This window comes from Legionella quinlivanii (assembly GCF_003265995.1).
GTDB lineage: Bacteria > Pseudomonadota > Gammaproteobacteria > Legionellales > Legionellaceae > Legionella_C > Legionella_C quinlivanii_A.
In genome coordinates this window covers 160,018-177,330 of record NZ_MVJN01000001.1, presented here as the reverse complement: position 1 = coordinate 177,330, position 17,313 = coordinate 160,018, and the positions used below count along the sequence as shown (strand labels likewise).

Genomic DNA, 17,313 nt, shown 5'->3' with positions numbered 1-17,313 from the left:
TACTCCTTGGAACGTGCAAAACTGATTATTGTTGCAAGCTTATTAGCAATCGTCGGGGCAGTAATCCCTATCCTCATTGTTTTATATTTATCAGTTGAGCGCGCCATTCAAGCTGAACAAAAACATCTGTCAAACATTACCGATGAAATCGTTAAGCGTGCCAGCCATACAGCAGGCCTGGCCAGGGAAACTTTATATGAGCTGAACAGGCTGAAAATTCAGCCCGTTTGCTCTCCTGAGCATGTAAACGTCATGCGAAAAATGACGGTCGATAATCCGGTAGTAGAGGAAATCGGTTTTTTTGAGAATGGCTTGTTAAAATGTTCAATTTGGGGTGCTCTTAACACTCCTGTTTCCCAGTATGCACCGGATCTGATTACAGCAAGAGGATTTGGTGCTTCTTTCAACATAAAATCGACGGTGAGAAATAACAAGTTATTAATTGCGTTTCAATATGGAAATTACTATATTCTGGTAGACCCTCTTCGTTTTCTTGATATTCTCGTTGACCATTCAATACAAATCGCCCTGACCACCCAAAAAGGCGTGTTAATTGCAGAGCGTAATCAGCCAGATATGAATCTGGTAAAACAGTTTTCGCAGGATCATCAGCAAGTCGATGATAAAATTATCGCCTATACCTCGAGTGATGAAGGTTTTGTTGCCACAGCAATAGAGTCACGAGAAGTATTATACAATGAGTTGAGAAATGAACTGGGCTTGTTATTGCCATTAGCTATTGCAATCTCCGCATTTATTATTGGTTTGGTTATTTATTTTTCACAGCATCGCCTTTCAATTGCCGGCGAACTTGCCTCAGCAATAAAAAATAAAAAACTCTACCTGCTTTACCAGCCTATTGTAGCCTTGAAAACAGGCCAATGCGTTGGCGCTGAAGCTTTAATCCGCTGGCCTCGCCCTAGCGGCAAGGAGATATCTCCTGAGTTGTTCATACCGATTGCGGAAAATGAGGGCTTAATCACGCAGATCACAGAGCAGGTGATTGACCTGATGATCGCGGATTTGGGCAAGGTACTATCAGTTGATCGAGACTTGCATATCTCAATTAATCTAAGTGCGGCCGACATAAAAAAAGGGCAGATTCTTAAAATCCTCGAGGCTAAACTTGCTAATACCTTTATTTTAAACCGTCAGATCTGGTTAGAGATTACCGAGCGTGCTTTTGTTGAATTGGCTTTTGCAAAAGAAATGATTCAAAACGCCAGAGGTCTGGGCTATGTGGTGGCTATTGATGATTTCGGAACGGGGTATTCAAGTCTCTCCTACCTGCAAAATCTGGAGTTGGATATTTTGAAAATTGATAAATCCTTCATAGGCAGTGTACGCACAGAGTCTGTGACAAGTGGTGTTACCCCTCATATTATTGATATGGCAAAAACTTTAAATCTCAAAATTCTGGCGGAAGGGATAGAGCTGGTTGAGCAGGCTGAATATCTGGATTCAAAAGAGGTCGAATACGGGCAGGGATGGTTCTACTCCAAAGCACTTAACGTCGATGATTTTATAGCATTTTATAAAGAAAAAAATAAAAAGGTCTAGTTGCTTTTTATCAACTATACTAAGCATACATAAGGAAGCAGTTACACGTTAAAAGGAATTCTTCCCATGTTGTTCAATCCACTCGATAACCGTTCTTTGTATAATAGCTATGATTGGCTGATGCGTTTTATTCAACCACTGTCCGATTACAGTCTGACCCTGTCCAAACGCTGTCAAAGAATTGCAAACTCACTGGATTTGCCGGTGACACTTCCCTATTTATCAGAAATGCAGACTGATGCAATCAGCCAGTTCACTCAGGGGGCTGTTAAAAACTACCGGGAATTAGCCGGTTATTTTTATGTATACCACATGGTCACCAATATCTATGAAAAGCCTAAATTTGACATCAAAGAAGTTCAGATAGGCGATAATTATTTTGATGTGTTTGAAGAGATTGTGGATGATAAAAGCTTTTGCAATCTGCTTCACTTTAAAAAACGAAACATAGGGGAAACGCAGCCAAAGATGCTGCTGGTGGCACCCATGTCGGGTCATTATGCCACGTTACTCAGAGACACGGTCAAAGCCTTGCTGCCATTCTATGACGTCTATATCACCGATTGGAAAAATGCACGCGATGTGCCGCTGAAAGAGGGTGCTTTTGACTTGAATGATTTCATTGACTACGTCATTTCCTATTTCAGACAATTAGGCCCTGATCTTTCTGTGATGGCGGTCTGCCAACCGACAGTACCTGTTTTGGCCGCATTGGCTTTAATGTCCACCGATAATGATCCGCATCTGCCTCATTGTGCGATTTTATTGGGTGGACCCATCGACACGAACCAATCGCCCACGGCAGTGAACCGTCTGGCAGTTTCAAGAGGGGATGACTGGTTTCAGCAAAATGTGATTTCCATGGTCCCCGGGCATTTTCCGGGCGCAATGCGGCTCGTTTACCCTGGATTCATGCAGCTTTCCGGTTTTATGAGCATGAATATGCAACGCCATATCGAATCGCTTTTATCGGCTGTTCATGATTATGGAACAAATCAGAAAGATAAAGCGCTTAAAACAATCCAGTTTTATCTTGAGTATTTCTCGACTATGGATTTGACTGCAGAATTTTACATGCAAACGATTCATACCGTTTTTCAGGAGCATCTGCTTGCCAGAGGTCGATACAAATCAAGAGGGAAAGACATTCGATTACAGGATATAACAAAGACATCCATATTGGTCATCGAAGGGGAGAATGATGATATCACCGGCCTTGGCCAGACCAAATCGGTAATCAGCTTATGCAAAAATCTTCCTGATTCGATGAAACAGTATTATCTGGCACCCAAGGTTGGCCATTACGGCCTCTTCAATGGCAGTAAATTTCGCAATACGATTATTCCCAGAATACAGAATTTTTTAAGTTCCCATTGTTGCACTGTTTCGGATACAAAAAAAGGAAAGTAACGGAACATATCAAGAGAGATGAGCATGGGTATCATACATTATAAGAATATAAGGGAAATCACTGGCGATATCCTCAAGATTTCTATTCCACAGGTTGAAAATCATGTGGTTTCAAGACCGAGACTGGATGATTTGGCGCTCATTCATACGTCTGAGGGCGCAACGCTTTTAGCACAGATCATTAATCTTCAGAAAGAAATTGCAAGTTTACAGGTATTCGGAAGCACCAAGGGCTTATCTACAGATTCTTCGGTCAGTTTGCTGGGCCATCCGATGAGAGTCAGTTATTCTCCCAATATTCTGGGGCGAGTATTTAACGGGGTTGGCAAGCCCATTGATGGTGGCCCCACGCTGGAGCAAGAAGATACTACTCCAATACGTACCTCTACTGTAAATCCTACCCGTCGGGTTCTGGCATCCAAAATGATCCGCACCAATATTCCCATGATTGATCTGTTCAATTGTCTGGTAGAAAGTCAAAAAATTCCGATATTTTCCATTGCCGGGGAACCTTACAATGAATTGCTGGCTAAAATTGCGACTCAGGCCGATGCCGATATAATCATCTTTGGTGGAATGGGATTATTGTTTGATGATTATTATGCTTTTCGTAAAACATTTGAGGATCATGGCTCAATAGCGCGCACCGTTATGTTTGTTAATCAAGCATCCGATCCAATCCTTGAGCGTTTGCTGGTTCCTGATATGGCGCTGGCAGTGGCTGAGAAAATGGCAGTGGAGGAAGGGAAGCGGGTTCTGGTGCTGCTTACCGACATGACTGCCTTCGCGGATGCCCTGAAAGAAGTCGGTATTGCAATGGAGCGTATTCCTTCAAACCGCGGCTATATGGGCGACTTATACTCTCAGTTAGCGAGACGCTATGAAAAAGCCTGTGACTTTCAGGGGGCTGGCTCGGTCACCATTCTTTCTGTCACTACCATGCCTGGAAATGATCTCACACATCCTGTTCCTGATAACACAGGTTATATCACCGAAGGACAGCTCTATTTACATGCGGGATCAATTGATCCCTTTGGCTCCTTATCGCGATTAAAACAGCATGTTATCGGCAAACAAACCCGTGATGATCACGGACAAATCATGAATGCCATGATCCGATTTTTCTCTGCAGCCTGCGAAGCGGAGCAAAAGCAGGCAATGGCGTTTGAAATCACCGAATACGATGAGCGTCTATTGAAGTTTGGCCGCCTGTTTCGCGAGCGCTTTATGGATATTAAAGTGTCTCTTCCTTTGGAAAAAGCGCTTGATTTATCTTGGAAAACTTTAGGCGAGTGCTTTCATGGAAACGAATTATTAATTAAGCAGGAGTTAATTGCCAAATACTTCAAAGTTCAAGTGCCAGGAGAAGGAAATGACGCAAGTCAAACTGAATAAAAGCGCCTTGAGCCTGCAGCGAAAAAATCTGAAGAACTATCAGCGCTATCTACCTTCTCTGGAATTAAAAAGAAAAAAACTGCTTTCAGTTCGTGTGCATATTGACGAAAACATCAAACAATTGAAAGAAACAGAAGTTCATTTAAAAGAACATATAAAAAATAATTTGCCGATGGTCTCGGGAATGATCACTGAGATTAGGCAAATGATTCATGTGGATGCCGTGGATATCGCCGAGGAAAATATTGCCGGGGTAAATATGCCGGTTTTTAAATCGGTTAAATATACTGTCGATGATTATGCCTGGCTCAATACGCCTCACTGGTTTGAAGCGGCGATTCAAGCTATCTCTGAGCTTGTCAGCATTCGTTTGCAAATGAGAACCTTGCTATTGCAGCAAGAGATTCTGGCCAAAGCCATCAAAACGGTTACTCAGCGAAAAAATCTGTTTGAAAAGGTACTCATTCCTGATGCCTTAAAACAAATTCGGCTGATCCAGATTTTCCTGGCCGATAATGAGCGAGCAGCAGTGGTCAGCTCAAAAATTGCCAAGAGGAAAAGGGAGATGCTATGAGCATTGTCACCTTTAAGAAATTATCCATTTTTGGAAGCAGCCGCAATAAAAATGCTTTAGTTGATCAATTACAGACCCTGGGTTGTATTCACTTAATTTCAGTCAAAACAAAGGATAACAGCGCTTTAACCAGTCCTTCAACCAGCCTGCTGGACCAATTCAACACCGCACTTCGCTATCTCAAGGATTGTCCGGAACAGGGCCGTCAGCGTTTACAGTGGAGACAATTCAATCCAGATGAAATTGTACAGTCCATTTTGGCAAATCAGAAACACATGAAGGAGTTGATTGATCAGCGTGATCGCTTGAGCGATCGTATCCATGAATTATCGAAATGGGGTAATTTTCACTTACCGGACGAGTCACAGCTAGGTGGGATTAAATTATGGTTTTATAAACTGACTTATAAAGAGGCGGCTTTAATCCCAAAAGATAAAATTGTTCAGGAAGTGTATCGCGACAATCGCTATATATTTCTTGTTTTATTGGCTCGGGAAGAACCTCAGGGAGAGGCTTTCTGTTCACTGCGCAGTCATACAGGAGCTATTGGGCTTGAGGTCTTGCAAAACCAGTTGGAAGATGTGAATGAACAAATCGATGATTTGATTGATGAACGCCGCAATCTGACTCGTTATCGTTTTTTATTATCGCGAGAGATTGCGGCATTTGCCGATCGCAGCCAGTTTAATCAGGCTCTCAATCAAATCGATGACAATAAAAAATTCTTTTTTCTGCAGGGATGGGTACCTCAATCGAAAGTGCCTGCTCTCGAAGAATTCTGTAGGCAACAGGAATTGGGTCTGGCTATCGAAGAGCCCTCTGCTGATGAAATGCCTCCGACACTCTTGCAGAGTCCGCCATTACTGGAGGGCGGTCAAAAGCTGGTTAATTTTTATCAAACGCCGGGTTATCGTGCCCTTGATCCCTCCATCATGGTGTTTTTCTCCTTTTCTGTTTTTTTCGCTATGATTTTAGCGGATGCGGGTTATGGAATCATTCTGGCTGTCATCACTGTGTTGAGCTGGAAACCTTTGGGGAAACGCGAGTCGTTAACCTGGCTCAGACCTTTGCTCGTCACACTGAGCGCATTTTCTATCATCTATGGAATGCTGCTTGGCAGTTATTGGGGCCTGGAACCTAAAACGGGAAGTTTATTAGCCCAATTCAAAGTGATTAACATCCAGAATTTTAAATCGATGATGACGTTGGTGATTGTGATTGGCTGCCTTCATATTTGCATAGCCAGCGGCATGCGTGCCTGGTTTAGCAGCGACTTTTGCGAGCGGGTCAAGGCCATCGGCATCATAATATTCATCATTTCAGCTCTGATTTGGGCCTATGGGCTGATGAATCAGAATACTAATATTGTGACCGTGGGTATCAGTTTATTAGTTTTAAGTTTGTTAATGATGCTGTTTTTTGCATCGAACACCCCGGTGAACAGTGTTAAGGGATTACTTCTCAGAGGGTTTCATGGCTTAACAGCCTTAACTGAAATCCCCTCCCTGTTTGGAGATATTCTGAGTTACCTGCGCTTATTTGCGCTGGGACTCGCAGGTGCTTCTCTGGCATTAACCTTTAATACGATGGCATCACATATTGCCGAAACAAGTTGGCTTTTAGCGGGACTGGTTTTATTGCTGGGCCAATGCCTGAATTTTGTTTTATGTCTTATGGGCGCCGTAATTCATGGGCTTCGTTTGAATTACATTGAGTTTTTCAAATGGTCAGTCAAAGAAGATGGATATAACTATCAGCCGTTTAAAAAGCAGGAGATATCGCATGAATGATTTAATGTTGATGCTGGGATGGATTGGAATCACCGCGCCAATGGCTTTAGCCACGATTGGCAGTATTTACGGCTGTGCGATAGCGGGGCAGGCTGCCATTGGCGCGATGCTCGATATGGAAGGGGGCTATGGGAAATACATCGGCGTCTCTGTTCTTCCCTCAACCCAGGCTATCATGGGGATTGTGATCATGTTTTCATTAAATCGAACGCCTACTCCCGGAATAGCGGGAGGATTATTTGGAATAGGCATCCTAAGCGGTATCGCGCTTATGCTTTGTGCTATTCAGCAGGGTATTTGTTGCGCCAGCGCCATTAATGCCACTAAAAACAAGCCGGAAATTTTTGGTTTATCCATTGCTCCAGCTGCCATTGTCGAAGGATTTGCAGTATTTATCTTCGTATTTGCTCTGGTATTGAGCACTGGATTATAGGAGCTATTCATGGATGCTAAACAAGATAAAGCGCCCTCAATTATTTCTCAGAACATTGAAAGTTTAATCGCTCAATTGAAGCAGGAAGGGGTGAACGCGGGTAAAGAAGAAGCGGATAATATAATCAATACTGCCAAAAAAAGAGCAAGTGAATTGTTAAATGAAGCTCAATTAAAATCAAAGCGCCTGATAGAAGACGCGCATCAGCAAATCCTTCGCGAAAAGAAAGCCGCCGAAGATGCACTGCAACTGGCTGCCCGCAATATGCGTTTGGAATTGAGGCAGAATCTGATGCATCGCTTTGCGGAGGAAGTGGGGCGAATTGTGCATAAGGAACTAAATAATGAGGCGCTTTTGCGAGAACTCATTGTTCTGATTGCCCAGGATACCAAAGAACAGTTACACGGCTTTGCAGCAAAGGAAGTGAATATTCAATTACCAGAAAAAGTCTTGAGTTTTGAAGAAATTCGTAAAAATCCCAAACTGCTGGAGAATGATTCTCTGAAGGAACTGGTGCAATCCATTACTCATCAGATGCTTAAGGCTGGGATGAGTGTCACTATCAATCCCGATGCGAAGAACCCTGCTGGTATTAAAGTTCACCTGATTGAAGAAGACATTGTTTTAGACCTTAGTGAAGAAGCGGTCAGCTGTCTGTTAGTTAAACATATGCAACCCCGATTTCGAGCACTTCTCGAAGGCTTGCTGCAATGAGTACGCCATTCTATATGCTGGTTACGAGCCTGCCTCGCATGCCGGCTGATTTTAAAATTGAAAACCTGCCGATTTCAAGACTGCAGTTGGAAAAGCGCTTTAGACTCCTTCCTGAAGAGCAATTGAATCTGCTTTACGCGATTGAAAATGTATCGTGGAAAAGTTGGTACAGCCCAGATCAATCCGTAGAGGATACCAAGGTCCAATATCAGGCGCTGCATACGCAATCCTCTGATTTAATTCAAAACCTGCTACGATGGTTTCTCGATTTCCGCAGTATTTTAGCGGCAATCCGAATGCGAAATGCGCGTCAAAACCGGCCTGAAAATCCTGAACAATATTGGATTGGACGCTGGCGAAAACGTCTGGATAATCAATGGGATGTTTTGGATTTTGGATTAAAAAACGTCTATCCCTGGTTACCAGAAATCAGCATGGAAATCAGCAAAAATAATACCGTGGCAGTTGAAGAGTTTGTTTTAAATGAGGTGTGGAATTATCTCGCTAAAATTGAGACGGGACATTATTTTGATTTCGAGGCATTGGTTATTTATCTGCTGCGCTGGAATGTAATTAACTATTGGTCAGGTTTTCGCAGTAATAATCTCCTGGATGAGGTGGAGCAGTTGATACAACGTGTCGAAACTGAACTGGATGAGAAAAACAAAAGAATAAAGGATCAATTATGAATACTGCTCAAGCGAAAGTCATTGCTATTCAGGAAGGAATTGTCCATCTCGAAAGGACAGGAGAGCAGGCACTGGTAAAAAATGAAATTATCTATATTTGCCCTCGACAAGAGGAGTCTGCACATAAAGAAGAAATTATGGCGGAAATTCTTCATGTCCGAGGCAATACGGCGATTGCGCAAGTGTTTGAGGAGACCAATGGCATTGCAGTGGGTGATGCAGTTCTACAGACCGGGAAACAACTTTCAGTTGTTTTAGGTCCGGGATTGCTTGGAATGGTCTATGACGGTTTACAAAATCCATTGAAGGACTTTGCAGAGGAGTACGGGTATTTTCTTCCTCGCGGTGTGCGCGAAAACCCGCTCGATTTTAATAAGAAATGGGTTTTTTCAGCCGCGGTCAAATCAGGAGATATGGTTTCGGCAGGCAGCGTGCTTGGTTTGGTGCAGGAGGGCCGATTAACCCATAAAATTATGGTTCCCTTTGATTTAGGAAGTCAGCTCAGAGTCGAGTGGATACAGCAAGGTGCTTTTACGGTTGAAACCCCGATTGCAAAACTGGTTGATCCTGATAATCGCAGCCATGAAATCTGTATGATTCAGCGATGGCCGGTGCGGATGTCAATATCTCAGGCTTTGATGCGTAAAAATCTGACTAAGCGCTTGTATCCCTCCGAACCGATGATGACCAGTTTACGATTGATTGACACGTTTTTCCCGATTGCCAGAGGAGGAACCGCTTGTATTCCCGGCCCCTTCGGAGCGGGTAAAACCGTTTTGCAAAATTTAATAGCCCGTTATTCAGACGTTGATATTGTCATTGTGGTGGCCTGCGGCGAAAGGGCGGGAGAGGTGGTTGAAACAATCACCGAATTCCCCAAATTAATTGATCCCAAATCAGGCGGTAGTCTGATGGATAGAACCATTATTATTTGCAATACCTCTTCCATGCCGGTAGCGGCCAGGGAGGCGTCTATTTATACCGGCATCACACTGGGTGAATATTATCGACAGATGGGATTTAATGTATTACTGATTGCCGACTCAACGTCCCGATGGGCGCAGGCGATGCGGGAAACCTCGGGTCGTATGGAGGAAATACCCGGCGAGGAAGGTTTCCCGGCTTATTTAAATAGCAGTATTCATGGATTGTATGAGCGGGCTGGTATTGTTGAATGTCCTGATCATTCCACTGGCAGTTTAACCATTGTCGGAACGGTGTCGCCGGCAGGGGGAAATTTTGAGGAGCCAGTGACCCAATCCACATTAAGTGCGGTGAAAACGTTTCTTGGTTTAAGTTATGATCGTGCGTACAAACGATTTTACCCGGCGGTTGATCCCTTGATTTCCTGGTCACGCTATGTCGAGCAGTTAAAATCCTGGTTTGAAAATAATCTTGAGCCAGGCTGGATTGCGAAAGTGGAACAGGCAAGCAGTTTATTGCACCGTGGACAGGACATTTTTAATATGATGCAAGTCACTGGAGAAGAGGGCATCACCATGTCCGATTATATCGATTACCAAAAATCGCTGATGCTTGATATGGTTTATTTACAGCAGGATGCCTATGATCCGGTCGATGTTTCTGCACCGATTACCAGACAAAAAGTTTTATTTAACCTGCTTATTGATATAATGAATAAGGATTATGAGTTTGAAGATAAAGAAACGGCTCGAAACTATTTCGTCAAGTTAACCAGTTTACTTAAAAATCTGAATTACTCGACTCTTGATTCAGATCAATATAACCATTATTACCAGCAGATCATTGAGCTGGCCGAATTGTCTTTAGAAAATGAGTAACTCCCAGGTACGTCATCCTAAGCGTAGCGAAGGCTCTCAAGCTGCTTGGAACGGAGCCAGATTCAGGAGATCCTTCACTTCGTTCAGGATGACGTTGATCATTGGGCTGGCCGAATTATCTTTAGAAAATGAGCAACTCCCAGGTACGTCATCCTGAGCGTAGCGAAGGATCTCAAGCTGCTTGGAATGGAGCCAGATTCAGGAGATCCTTCACTGCGTTCAGGATGACGTTGAGACAATTATGATTAACAATGACAAGTGGAACAGTTTAAGCGAGTGGATGGAAAGACTTGGAATCAGTGACTGCGATTTGCAGGAAAAGTTTATTATTGGCAGCGGCAAGGGCGGGCAAAAATTACATAAAACAGCTTCGACGGTTTATCTTAAACATCTGCCCTCCGGTATTGAGGTCAAATGCCAGGATGCACGAAGCCGCGAGGACAACCGCTATTTTGCCAGGATGAGAATCTGCGAAAAATTAAATGCCTTAATCAGCGATGAGAAATCAAAAAAGCAGCAGCACATTGAAAAATTAAAGCGGCAGAAAAGGCGGCGTTCACGGCGCTCAAAGCAGAAAATGCTGGACGAAAAGTCCAGACAGGGCCAACTTAAACAATCCAGAGCCAAGCCTCAGTCTTTTGATTAGCCACAGCTTGTCAGGTGTTGTTGCATGAATAAAACTAATAAACTAACCTGTCGTCTTTGCAACGAAGTGAAGCAACCCAGCTCCTAACGTTGTGGTGGTTCGTCTCCGTCATCCTGAACGCAGTGAAGGATCTCCTGAATCTGGCTCCGTTCCAAGCAGTTTGAGATCCTTCGCTACGCTCAGGATGACGTACGCTTCTTTATCTAATAAACCGGAGTATTCCATGCATCTGCAAGCCGGGGAACTGATTTTCTCTCCTTCCGATTTAAGTCTTTTTAGCAAAAGTCCTTTCGCTTCCTGGATGGAGCATCTTCATGTAACCCATCCTGAGCTATCTCCAGAGCCGGATGCCAATGATTCGATGACTGCTGTTTTGCAGAAAGAGGGAGTGCTCCATGAATTAGGGGAACTGCTGAAATTTGAAGCCCAGGGTCTTCGTGTGACGAATCTCGCGGATAGCAATCGTATAGAGGATAGCATCGAGGCGATGCGGGCTGGAGCTGATGTAATTTATCAGGCTCCACTGGCATTAATTCCGTTCAAAGGGCGTGCTGATTTTCTGGTCAAGGTCACCGGACAAAGCGTATTGGGTGACTATCATTATGAAGTCTGGGACAGCAAGCTGGCAAAATCAGTGAAGCCAGAGTTTATTTTACAGCTCTGCTGTTATTCTGAAATGCTGGAAACTATCCAGGGAAAAAGACCGGAAAATATCGTTGTTTCTTTGGGTTCAGGAGAACATAAACGTCTTGCACTCAGGGAATATATTTATTATTACCTGCATTTAAAAAAGAAATTTCTGGCGGCACACTCAGGGTTCAATCCTGATCAATGTCCTGATCCTTCCCTGTCAGGCTCTTATGAGCGATGGAGCGCCTATGCAAAGCAGATATTCTTCCAGCAGGATCATCTGGCCCAGGTTGCCAATATTCGCAAAACCCATATCAGAAAACTGCAGAAAGCAGGGATTTCGACCATGCAAAGTCTGATTGAGTCTGGAGATAATGTGAAAGGAATCAACAGGCAAACATTGGCGCGTCTAAAAGCTCAGGCCGCTATTCAGAAGGCCAGTCAAAATAAAGAAATTCCCTTGTTCAGGATTCTGGAGCATCCTGAGGATACGGGTTTCTATTTACTGCCGCCAGCCTGTAAGACCGATGTGTTTTTTGATATCGAGGGCGATCCCTTATATGAGGGCGGTTTGGAATACCTTTGGGGAGTCACTTATTTTGCTGAAGATGGCAGCAGACAATACAAGGATTTCTGGGCGCATGACGCAGAAGAGGAAAAGGATTGTTTTAACCGCTTTATACAATGGGTGTACCAGCGATGGATTCAGGATCCCGCCATGCACATCTATCATTATGCCAGTTATGAAATCAGTGCCTGCCGTCGTTTAATGGGACGTTATGGCATTTGCGAATACGAGGTGGATCAACTGCTTCGTAATGGGGTTTTTGTCGATTTATATAAAATTGTGAAAAATGCACTGCTGGTGGGCGAGCCACGTTATTCAATAAAAAATATAGAACATCTTTATCGCCCCAAAAGAGAGACTGAGGTGGCGAGTGGCGGTGATTCAGTGGCAGTTTATGAGCATTGGCGAGAAAATCCTGATGGCCATGACTGGCATTCCTCGAAAATCCTGAAATCGATTCGGGACTATAATCGCGATGATTGCGATTCAACCCAGGAGCTGGTGGACTGGTTAAGAGACAGGCAATCAGCAGCTGGAATTAATTATTCCGGAAACAATGAATTGGTGGATCCTGAACTTAAAGAGGCAGTGACACAGGCGATTACATTGCGTAATGAATTGCTGGATCATTCAGAAACACTGATACAAAAGAGCCTGCCCGAAGAAGCCGCTATCGCGAGATTACTCGCATGGTGTCTCGAGTTCCATCGTCGGGAAAGGAAACCGCTAATCTGGAAGTTGTATGAACGAATGGACATGAATGAAGAAGAGCTGCTGGAAGATATTGAATGCCTGGCTTTATGCTCTCGAACCGGGAAGGAGCCTTATTTACCCACACCAAAGTCAAGAAATCTGGCTTATGAATACCAGTTTGACTCAAGGCAGGAGTTCAAAGCCAATTCAAGTTCTTATTATGTGTTAGGGAAAAAGGGTGCTGATGGAAGAAATCTGAAAGTGACTCTCGAAAAGGAAGGCAGTCGAATTAATGAAGGATTTATCACGCTGCAGATGAAGGAGGCTCTTGATGAAACCATTACGCTTATCCCGGATGACTATATTAATCCCGATCCAATTCCTGCTGCAATTTATGCACAGGCCAGCAGGTTTATAGAGAATCAACTCTTTAATACGGCGATCGGGGATTTTTTAAGCCGAGCCTATCCGCGCATAAAAAACAGACTCCCGGGGCAGGCTATCGCGCCAAGCCATGATCCGGCAACCCGATTAAAGCAAATAATTGATGCAGTCTTAAATCTTGATAACAGTTATCTGGTTATTCAGGGCCCGCCAGGAGCAGGGAAGACGTATACTGCCAAACATATCATCGCTGAATTGCTGATGCAGGGTAAGAAAATTGGAGTGACTTCGAATGCCTACAAGGCCTTGAATCACTTGCTTTGCTGTAGCGCGGAATATTGTCAGGAAAACGGGATTAAAGGGCATTTTGTTTCCACGAAGGACAGCGATGGCATGCTGGAGCGATTAAATATTAAACTGGTAAAAAATAAGGACATGATTGATGAGCTGCAGGACGCTTGCGTTATCGGCTCAACAGCCTGGGGCTTTTCCAGAGTGGAATTGGAGGCGCAGTTTGATTATCTGTTTGTTGATGAGGCAGGGCAGGTGAGCGTCGCTAATTTAATCGCAATGAGTCAGTCCGCCCGTAATATTATTTTAATGGGTGATCAGATGCAATTGCCGCAGCCTTGTCAGGGAAATCATCCGGAAGAAAGCGGTTCTTCAATTCTGGATTATTTACTCCATCATAGCCCTACGATTTCAGAGGAATGCGGTATTTTTCTTGGTACGACCTATCGTATGCACCCGGCTGTCAATGCGTTTATCAGTGAAATGATTTATGAGGGTAAACTCGAGACCGCGCCTTTTAATCACAAACGCATTGTTGAAGTGCCTGAAACCTATGAAGGGATTTTAGATATAGAGGCGGGAATTATTGCGGTGCCCGTTGTTCATGAAGGCAATACTCAGGCGAGTGAAGAAGAGGTAGAGGTTATTAAAACACTGGCTCAGCAATTATGCGGACGAACCTATATTGAAACTGATGGTACACGAAGAACCATCAGCTGGAACGATATGTTATTTGTGGCACCCTATAATCATCAGGTCAATAAACTTCAATTCAGTTTAGGGCCAAAAGCCAAAGTGGGAACTGTGGATCGCTTCCAGGGGCAGGAAGAAGCCATTGTATTTCTTAGCATGTGCGCCAGTGATGGGGAAGAATCACCACGCGGTTTAAACTTTCTGCTGGATAAGAATCGGCTAAATGTGGCGGTATCAAGGGCTAAATGTCTGGCAATCGTTGTTTACTCCCCTTCGCTACCTGATGCGAGTGCCGTTTCACTTGAGCAGCTTAAGCAAGTTAACTTGTTTTGTCGATTACTAACGTAAACCCTCGGTATTCCGAGCTAAACCCAGGTCATACAAGCTAAACCCAGGTCATACGAGCTAAACCCAGGTCATCCGAGCTAAACCCCAGGTCATCCCGAGCGAAGCGAGGGATCTCCAACAGATAACACTTCTGATATTTTAAGTACTTATCGTACCAATTTTTTGCTTTGTGTTATAATTTAAGGCAATTAGATTGATGGATTTATTTATGATTGACACGCTTTCATTTGATGACAAGGTGGTTGATGAAATAACAAAACAACACCCGGAAGTACCCATCTCAGCAATTCTCGAGTTTATCGTGTTTTATGAATTGAAAAAGCATTATGCAATAGAGGATTGGGATTTAACAGATGCTGCCTGTGCAGATTATCAGAAGATTATCTCGCTTTACACTGGGCTAAAATCAACCATTCCTCTAGTCGTTCAAAATGACAGGATTAGCAGAATCATTCTTGATAAAGTCAGCCTTTTTTTTGCACTTGTGAAAGCGGCTGAGGGATTACTTAAATCAACTATTACTGTTACCGCTTCCATGGACACGGTAAAACGTCTCCCAGGCAATACGCCTTTAGGCAGCAGGATAAAAGAAGAGTCGATTCAAGGAAAGCTTTTGCACGCCAAAGCGCTGATAACAATGGCATATGATTTAGTCAGTACCAAGGAAACTTTGTCGAGAAATCATTCTGAGCAACTGGTAAAAGTAGAATCAGAAGAAGATAAGGAGCTGTTAAAGGGCGACAGGGTGACTTCTTTTTATCAATTACCAAATCATCTTTTTTTAATCAATATGCAGCTGTGGAAGTCCGTGTACGCTAATACGCCTCAGATGATAGCTATTTTCAATAGCCCCAGGACTCAAACTCCTGTTGCGCCTGCTCAACCAATTACTAAAGAAAGAGAAACGATAGAAGAAAAAGGCGCGGCTTCGGTTGTCATTCAACAAGAAGTACAGGAAATCAAGGAAGTGATAGAAGAGATAGATGATGAAGATCAAATCACTGCTCCTGCAAAAGAAAACCCGCCTTTGGTTTCATTAGATAAGGAAGTTGATTTCGACAGGCTTTCGGGATCAGCTTTTAAGGAACCACTGGTATTTCATATGGACATCGAGGACCATCAAAAGCAGTTGGCTGCAGAGGAAAATTTTACCTATAAGCATAATGACGCCGATCTGGACTCCAAACTGGATGTCACTGGTATCAATTTGTTATTCGGAGGGAAAGGCGTTCTGGCCAGAACAAGAATAAAAGCCAAAGAAATTTTCTGTGTCTACGAGGGAGCGAAAATTACTGAGGATGATGCAAACAGCCTCCCAAAAGAGGAACTGAACACGCATTATTTCATGCGGCTTGGCCAATCAAAAACAATTATTGATGCCAGGCTTTCCGGAAACGTTGCCCGATTTTTCAATGAGAGTAAACATACACCGAATGCGGAATTTCGCAAGCGGCCAATCAGGACAGAAGATGGAAAGGTTAGTTTTGAAATAGTCGTGATGGCGATAAGGGATATCGAGCCTGGAGAACAGATCCTGGTTAATTATTCAGACGACTATGATTATGGGGATATTCAAAGAGTCTTCCTGCATCATTCCGATGGACCCTATAATTCACAGCAACTGCTTCACAAATATCAGCAGGAATATTCAAAGACAGCCGTTTTATTTCATAATAAAGGGGAAAGCGAAGAGACTCCTGGTGAATTAAATGGTTTGTATTTTGATGTGGTCGAAAAAGCTATTCTGCCCATCGCTTTAGCGGATATTCTGGCAGGGAAAAAGGAGGTAAGAACTCTCGAACATCCGGATCTTCCTGTTTTGTTTATCACCCCCGAAAATGAATTGCAGGAGAATAGCACCACAGAGCGGCTCAGCAGTTTAATGATAGCTTCCTATATGGGGCTCGCAGAAGGAGTCGAGGCATTATTAAAAATGAAGGCGGATCCTGCCATGCAGTCTCGAAGAGCTGGCTTATCCAGTTTTCATATGGTAATGGCCGGGGAATATTATGGAGTGAGTTCCGGTGATGCCAAATCAAGACGAAAAATTATTGAATTATTCAGAAAAGAAAAAGTCAACCTCATGCTTGAAGATGATGATGGGCTGACTGTTTTTGACTGGGCATTGCGGCTAAAAACGACAGATTGTCTTGAAGAGCTAATAAAGGATATGAGGCCGTCCGCATTATCCAAACTTCTTAATCACAAAAACAGCGCCTCTGAAAAATTTTCTTCACTGATAGCAGAGGAAAAATGGGCGCACTGCCAGGTGATCCTGAATAAAATTGCACAAAAATCCTTCGTCTATTCGGCGGAGATTAATAAGCTATTGAAAGAATTGACCCAGCATGACAAGCTTAAGAGCAGCAAGGAAACGTCGCCTGCAACAACTCAGACGAAGGAGGAGGGCAATGTTCCACCAAGAGAAGCTAAACGCCAGCGTACTCCTGGCCGACACAATACTGACCCAACGTTTTTCAGTGGACAAAACAAAAAAAGAAAGCAGGCAGCTAAAAAAGAATCGAACTTGCAAGAGCTGCCCCAAACCGAATCCCCTGCGTCCATTCAAGCAAATGAGAGGGCCGCTCCAGTAAGAACACGCCAAAAGATACATAAAGAAATACCCCCCGATTACAGCCCTGGTCGAAAATAAGGATCGGGGATTCTTTAAGGCTTTGCTTTCTGCTGTAATC

At 43.6% G+C, this 17,313-nt stretch carries 12 protein-coding genes; all 12 read left to right on the top strand.

Annotated elements, in window-relative coordinates; translation table 11 throughout:
* The first annotated feature begins 6 nt into the window (after positions 1-6).
* The 12 genes from B1207_RS00735 (at position 7) to B1207_RS00680 (ending at position 17,273) form a co-directional block, all read left to right on the top strand.
* On the top strand, positions 7-1,560 hold the full coding sequence (locus B1207_RS00735; protein ID WP_112218089.1) for an EAL domain-containing protein: 1,554 nt from the start codon (positions 7-9) through the stop codon (positions 1,558-1,560).
* 66 nt (positions 1,561-1,626) lie between these two features.
* Positions 1,627-2,970, top strand: a complete 1,344-nt coding sequence (gene phaZ / locus B1207_RS00730; RefSeq protein WP_112218088.1) for a polyhydroxyalkanoate depolymerase — start codon at positions 1,627-1,629, stop codon at positions 2,968-2,970.
* Positions 2,971-2,994: 24 nt separating this feature from the next.
* A complete protein-coding gene (locus tag B1207_RS00725; RefSeq protein WP_112218324.1) occupies positions 2,995-4,365 on the top strand; it encodes a V-type ATP synthase subunit B in 1,371 nt (456 codons plus the stop codon).
* A complete protein-coding gene (locus tag B1207_RS00720; RefSeq protein ID WP_112218087.1) occupies positions 4,343-4,939 on the top strand; it encodes a V-type ATP synthase subunit D in 597 nt (198 codons plus the stop codon). Before B1207_RS00725 ends, B1207_RS00720 begins: the two co-directional genes overlap by 23 nt.
* On the top strand, positions 4,936-6,729 hold the full coding sequence (locus B1207_RS00715) for a V-type ATP synthase subunit I (protein ID WP_112218086.1): 1,794 nt from the start codon (positions 4,936-4,938) through the stop codon (positions 6,727-6,729). Before B1207_RS00720 ends, B1207_RS00715 begins: the two co-directional genes overlap by 4 nt.
* Positions 6,722-7,162, top strand: a complete 441-nt coding sequence (locus tag B1207_RS00710) for an ATP synthase subunit C (protein ID WP_112218085.1) — start codon at positions 6,722-6,724, stop codon at positions 7,160-7,162. The genes B1207_RS00715 and B1207_RS00710 overlap by 8 nt, the downstream gene beginning before the upstream one ends.
* Before the next feature lie 9 nt (positions 7,163-7,171).
* A complete protein-coding gene (locus B1207_RS00705; protein ID WP_112218084.1) occupies positions 7,172-7,876 on the top strand; it encodes a hypothetical protein in 705 nt (234 codons plus the stop codon).
* The gene (locus B1207_RS00700; protein WP_112218083.1) at positions 7,873-8,565 is read left to right on the top strand and encodes a DUF2764 family protein; all 693 of its coding nucleotides are present in this window, start codon (positions 7,873-7,875) and stop codon (positions 8,563-8,565) included. The genes B1207_RS00705 and B1207_RS00700 overlap by 4 nt, the downstream gene beginning before the upstream one ends.
* Positions 8,562-10,367, top strand: a complete 1,806-nt coding sequence (locus B1207_RS00695) for a V-type ATP synthase subunit A (protein ID WP_112218082.1) — start codon at positions 8,562-8,564, stop codon at positions 10,365-10,367. The genes B1207_RS00700 and B1207_RS00695 overlap by 4 nt, the downstream gene beginning before the upstream one ends.
* 241 nt (positions 10,368-10,608) lie before the next feature.
* Positions 10,609-11,013, top strand: coding sequence for a peptide chain release factor family protein (locus B1207_RS00690; RefSeq protein WP_112218323.1), 405 nt, complete (start codon positions 10,609-10,611; stop codon positions 11,011-11,013).
* A 223-nt stretch (positions 11,014-11,236) separates the two neighbouring features.
* The gene (locus B1207_RS00685; RefSeq protein WP_112218081.1) at positions 11,237-14,620 is read left to right on the top strand and encodes a TM0106 family RecB-like putative nuclease; all 3,384 of its coding nucleotides are present in this window, start codon (positions 11,237-11,239) and stop codon (positions 14,618-14,620) included.
* 208 nt (positions 14,621-14,828) lie between these two features.
* Complete coding sequence (locus B1207_RS00680) at positions 14,829-17,273, top strand: SET domain-containing protein-lysine N-methyltransferase (protein WP_172458048.1); 2,445 nt, start codon at positions 14,829-14,831, stop codon at positions 17,271-17,273.
* Positions 17,274-17,313: the final 40 nt, after the last annotated feature.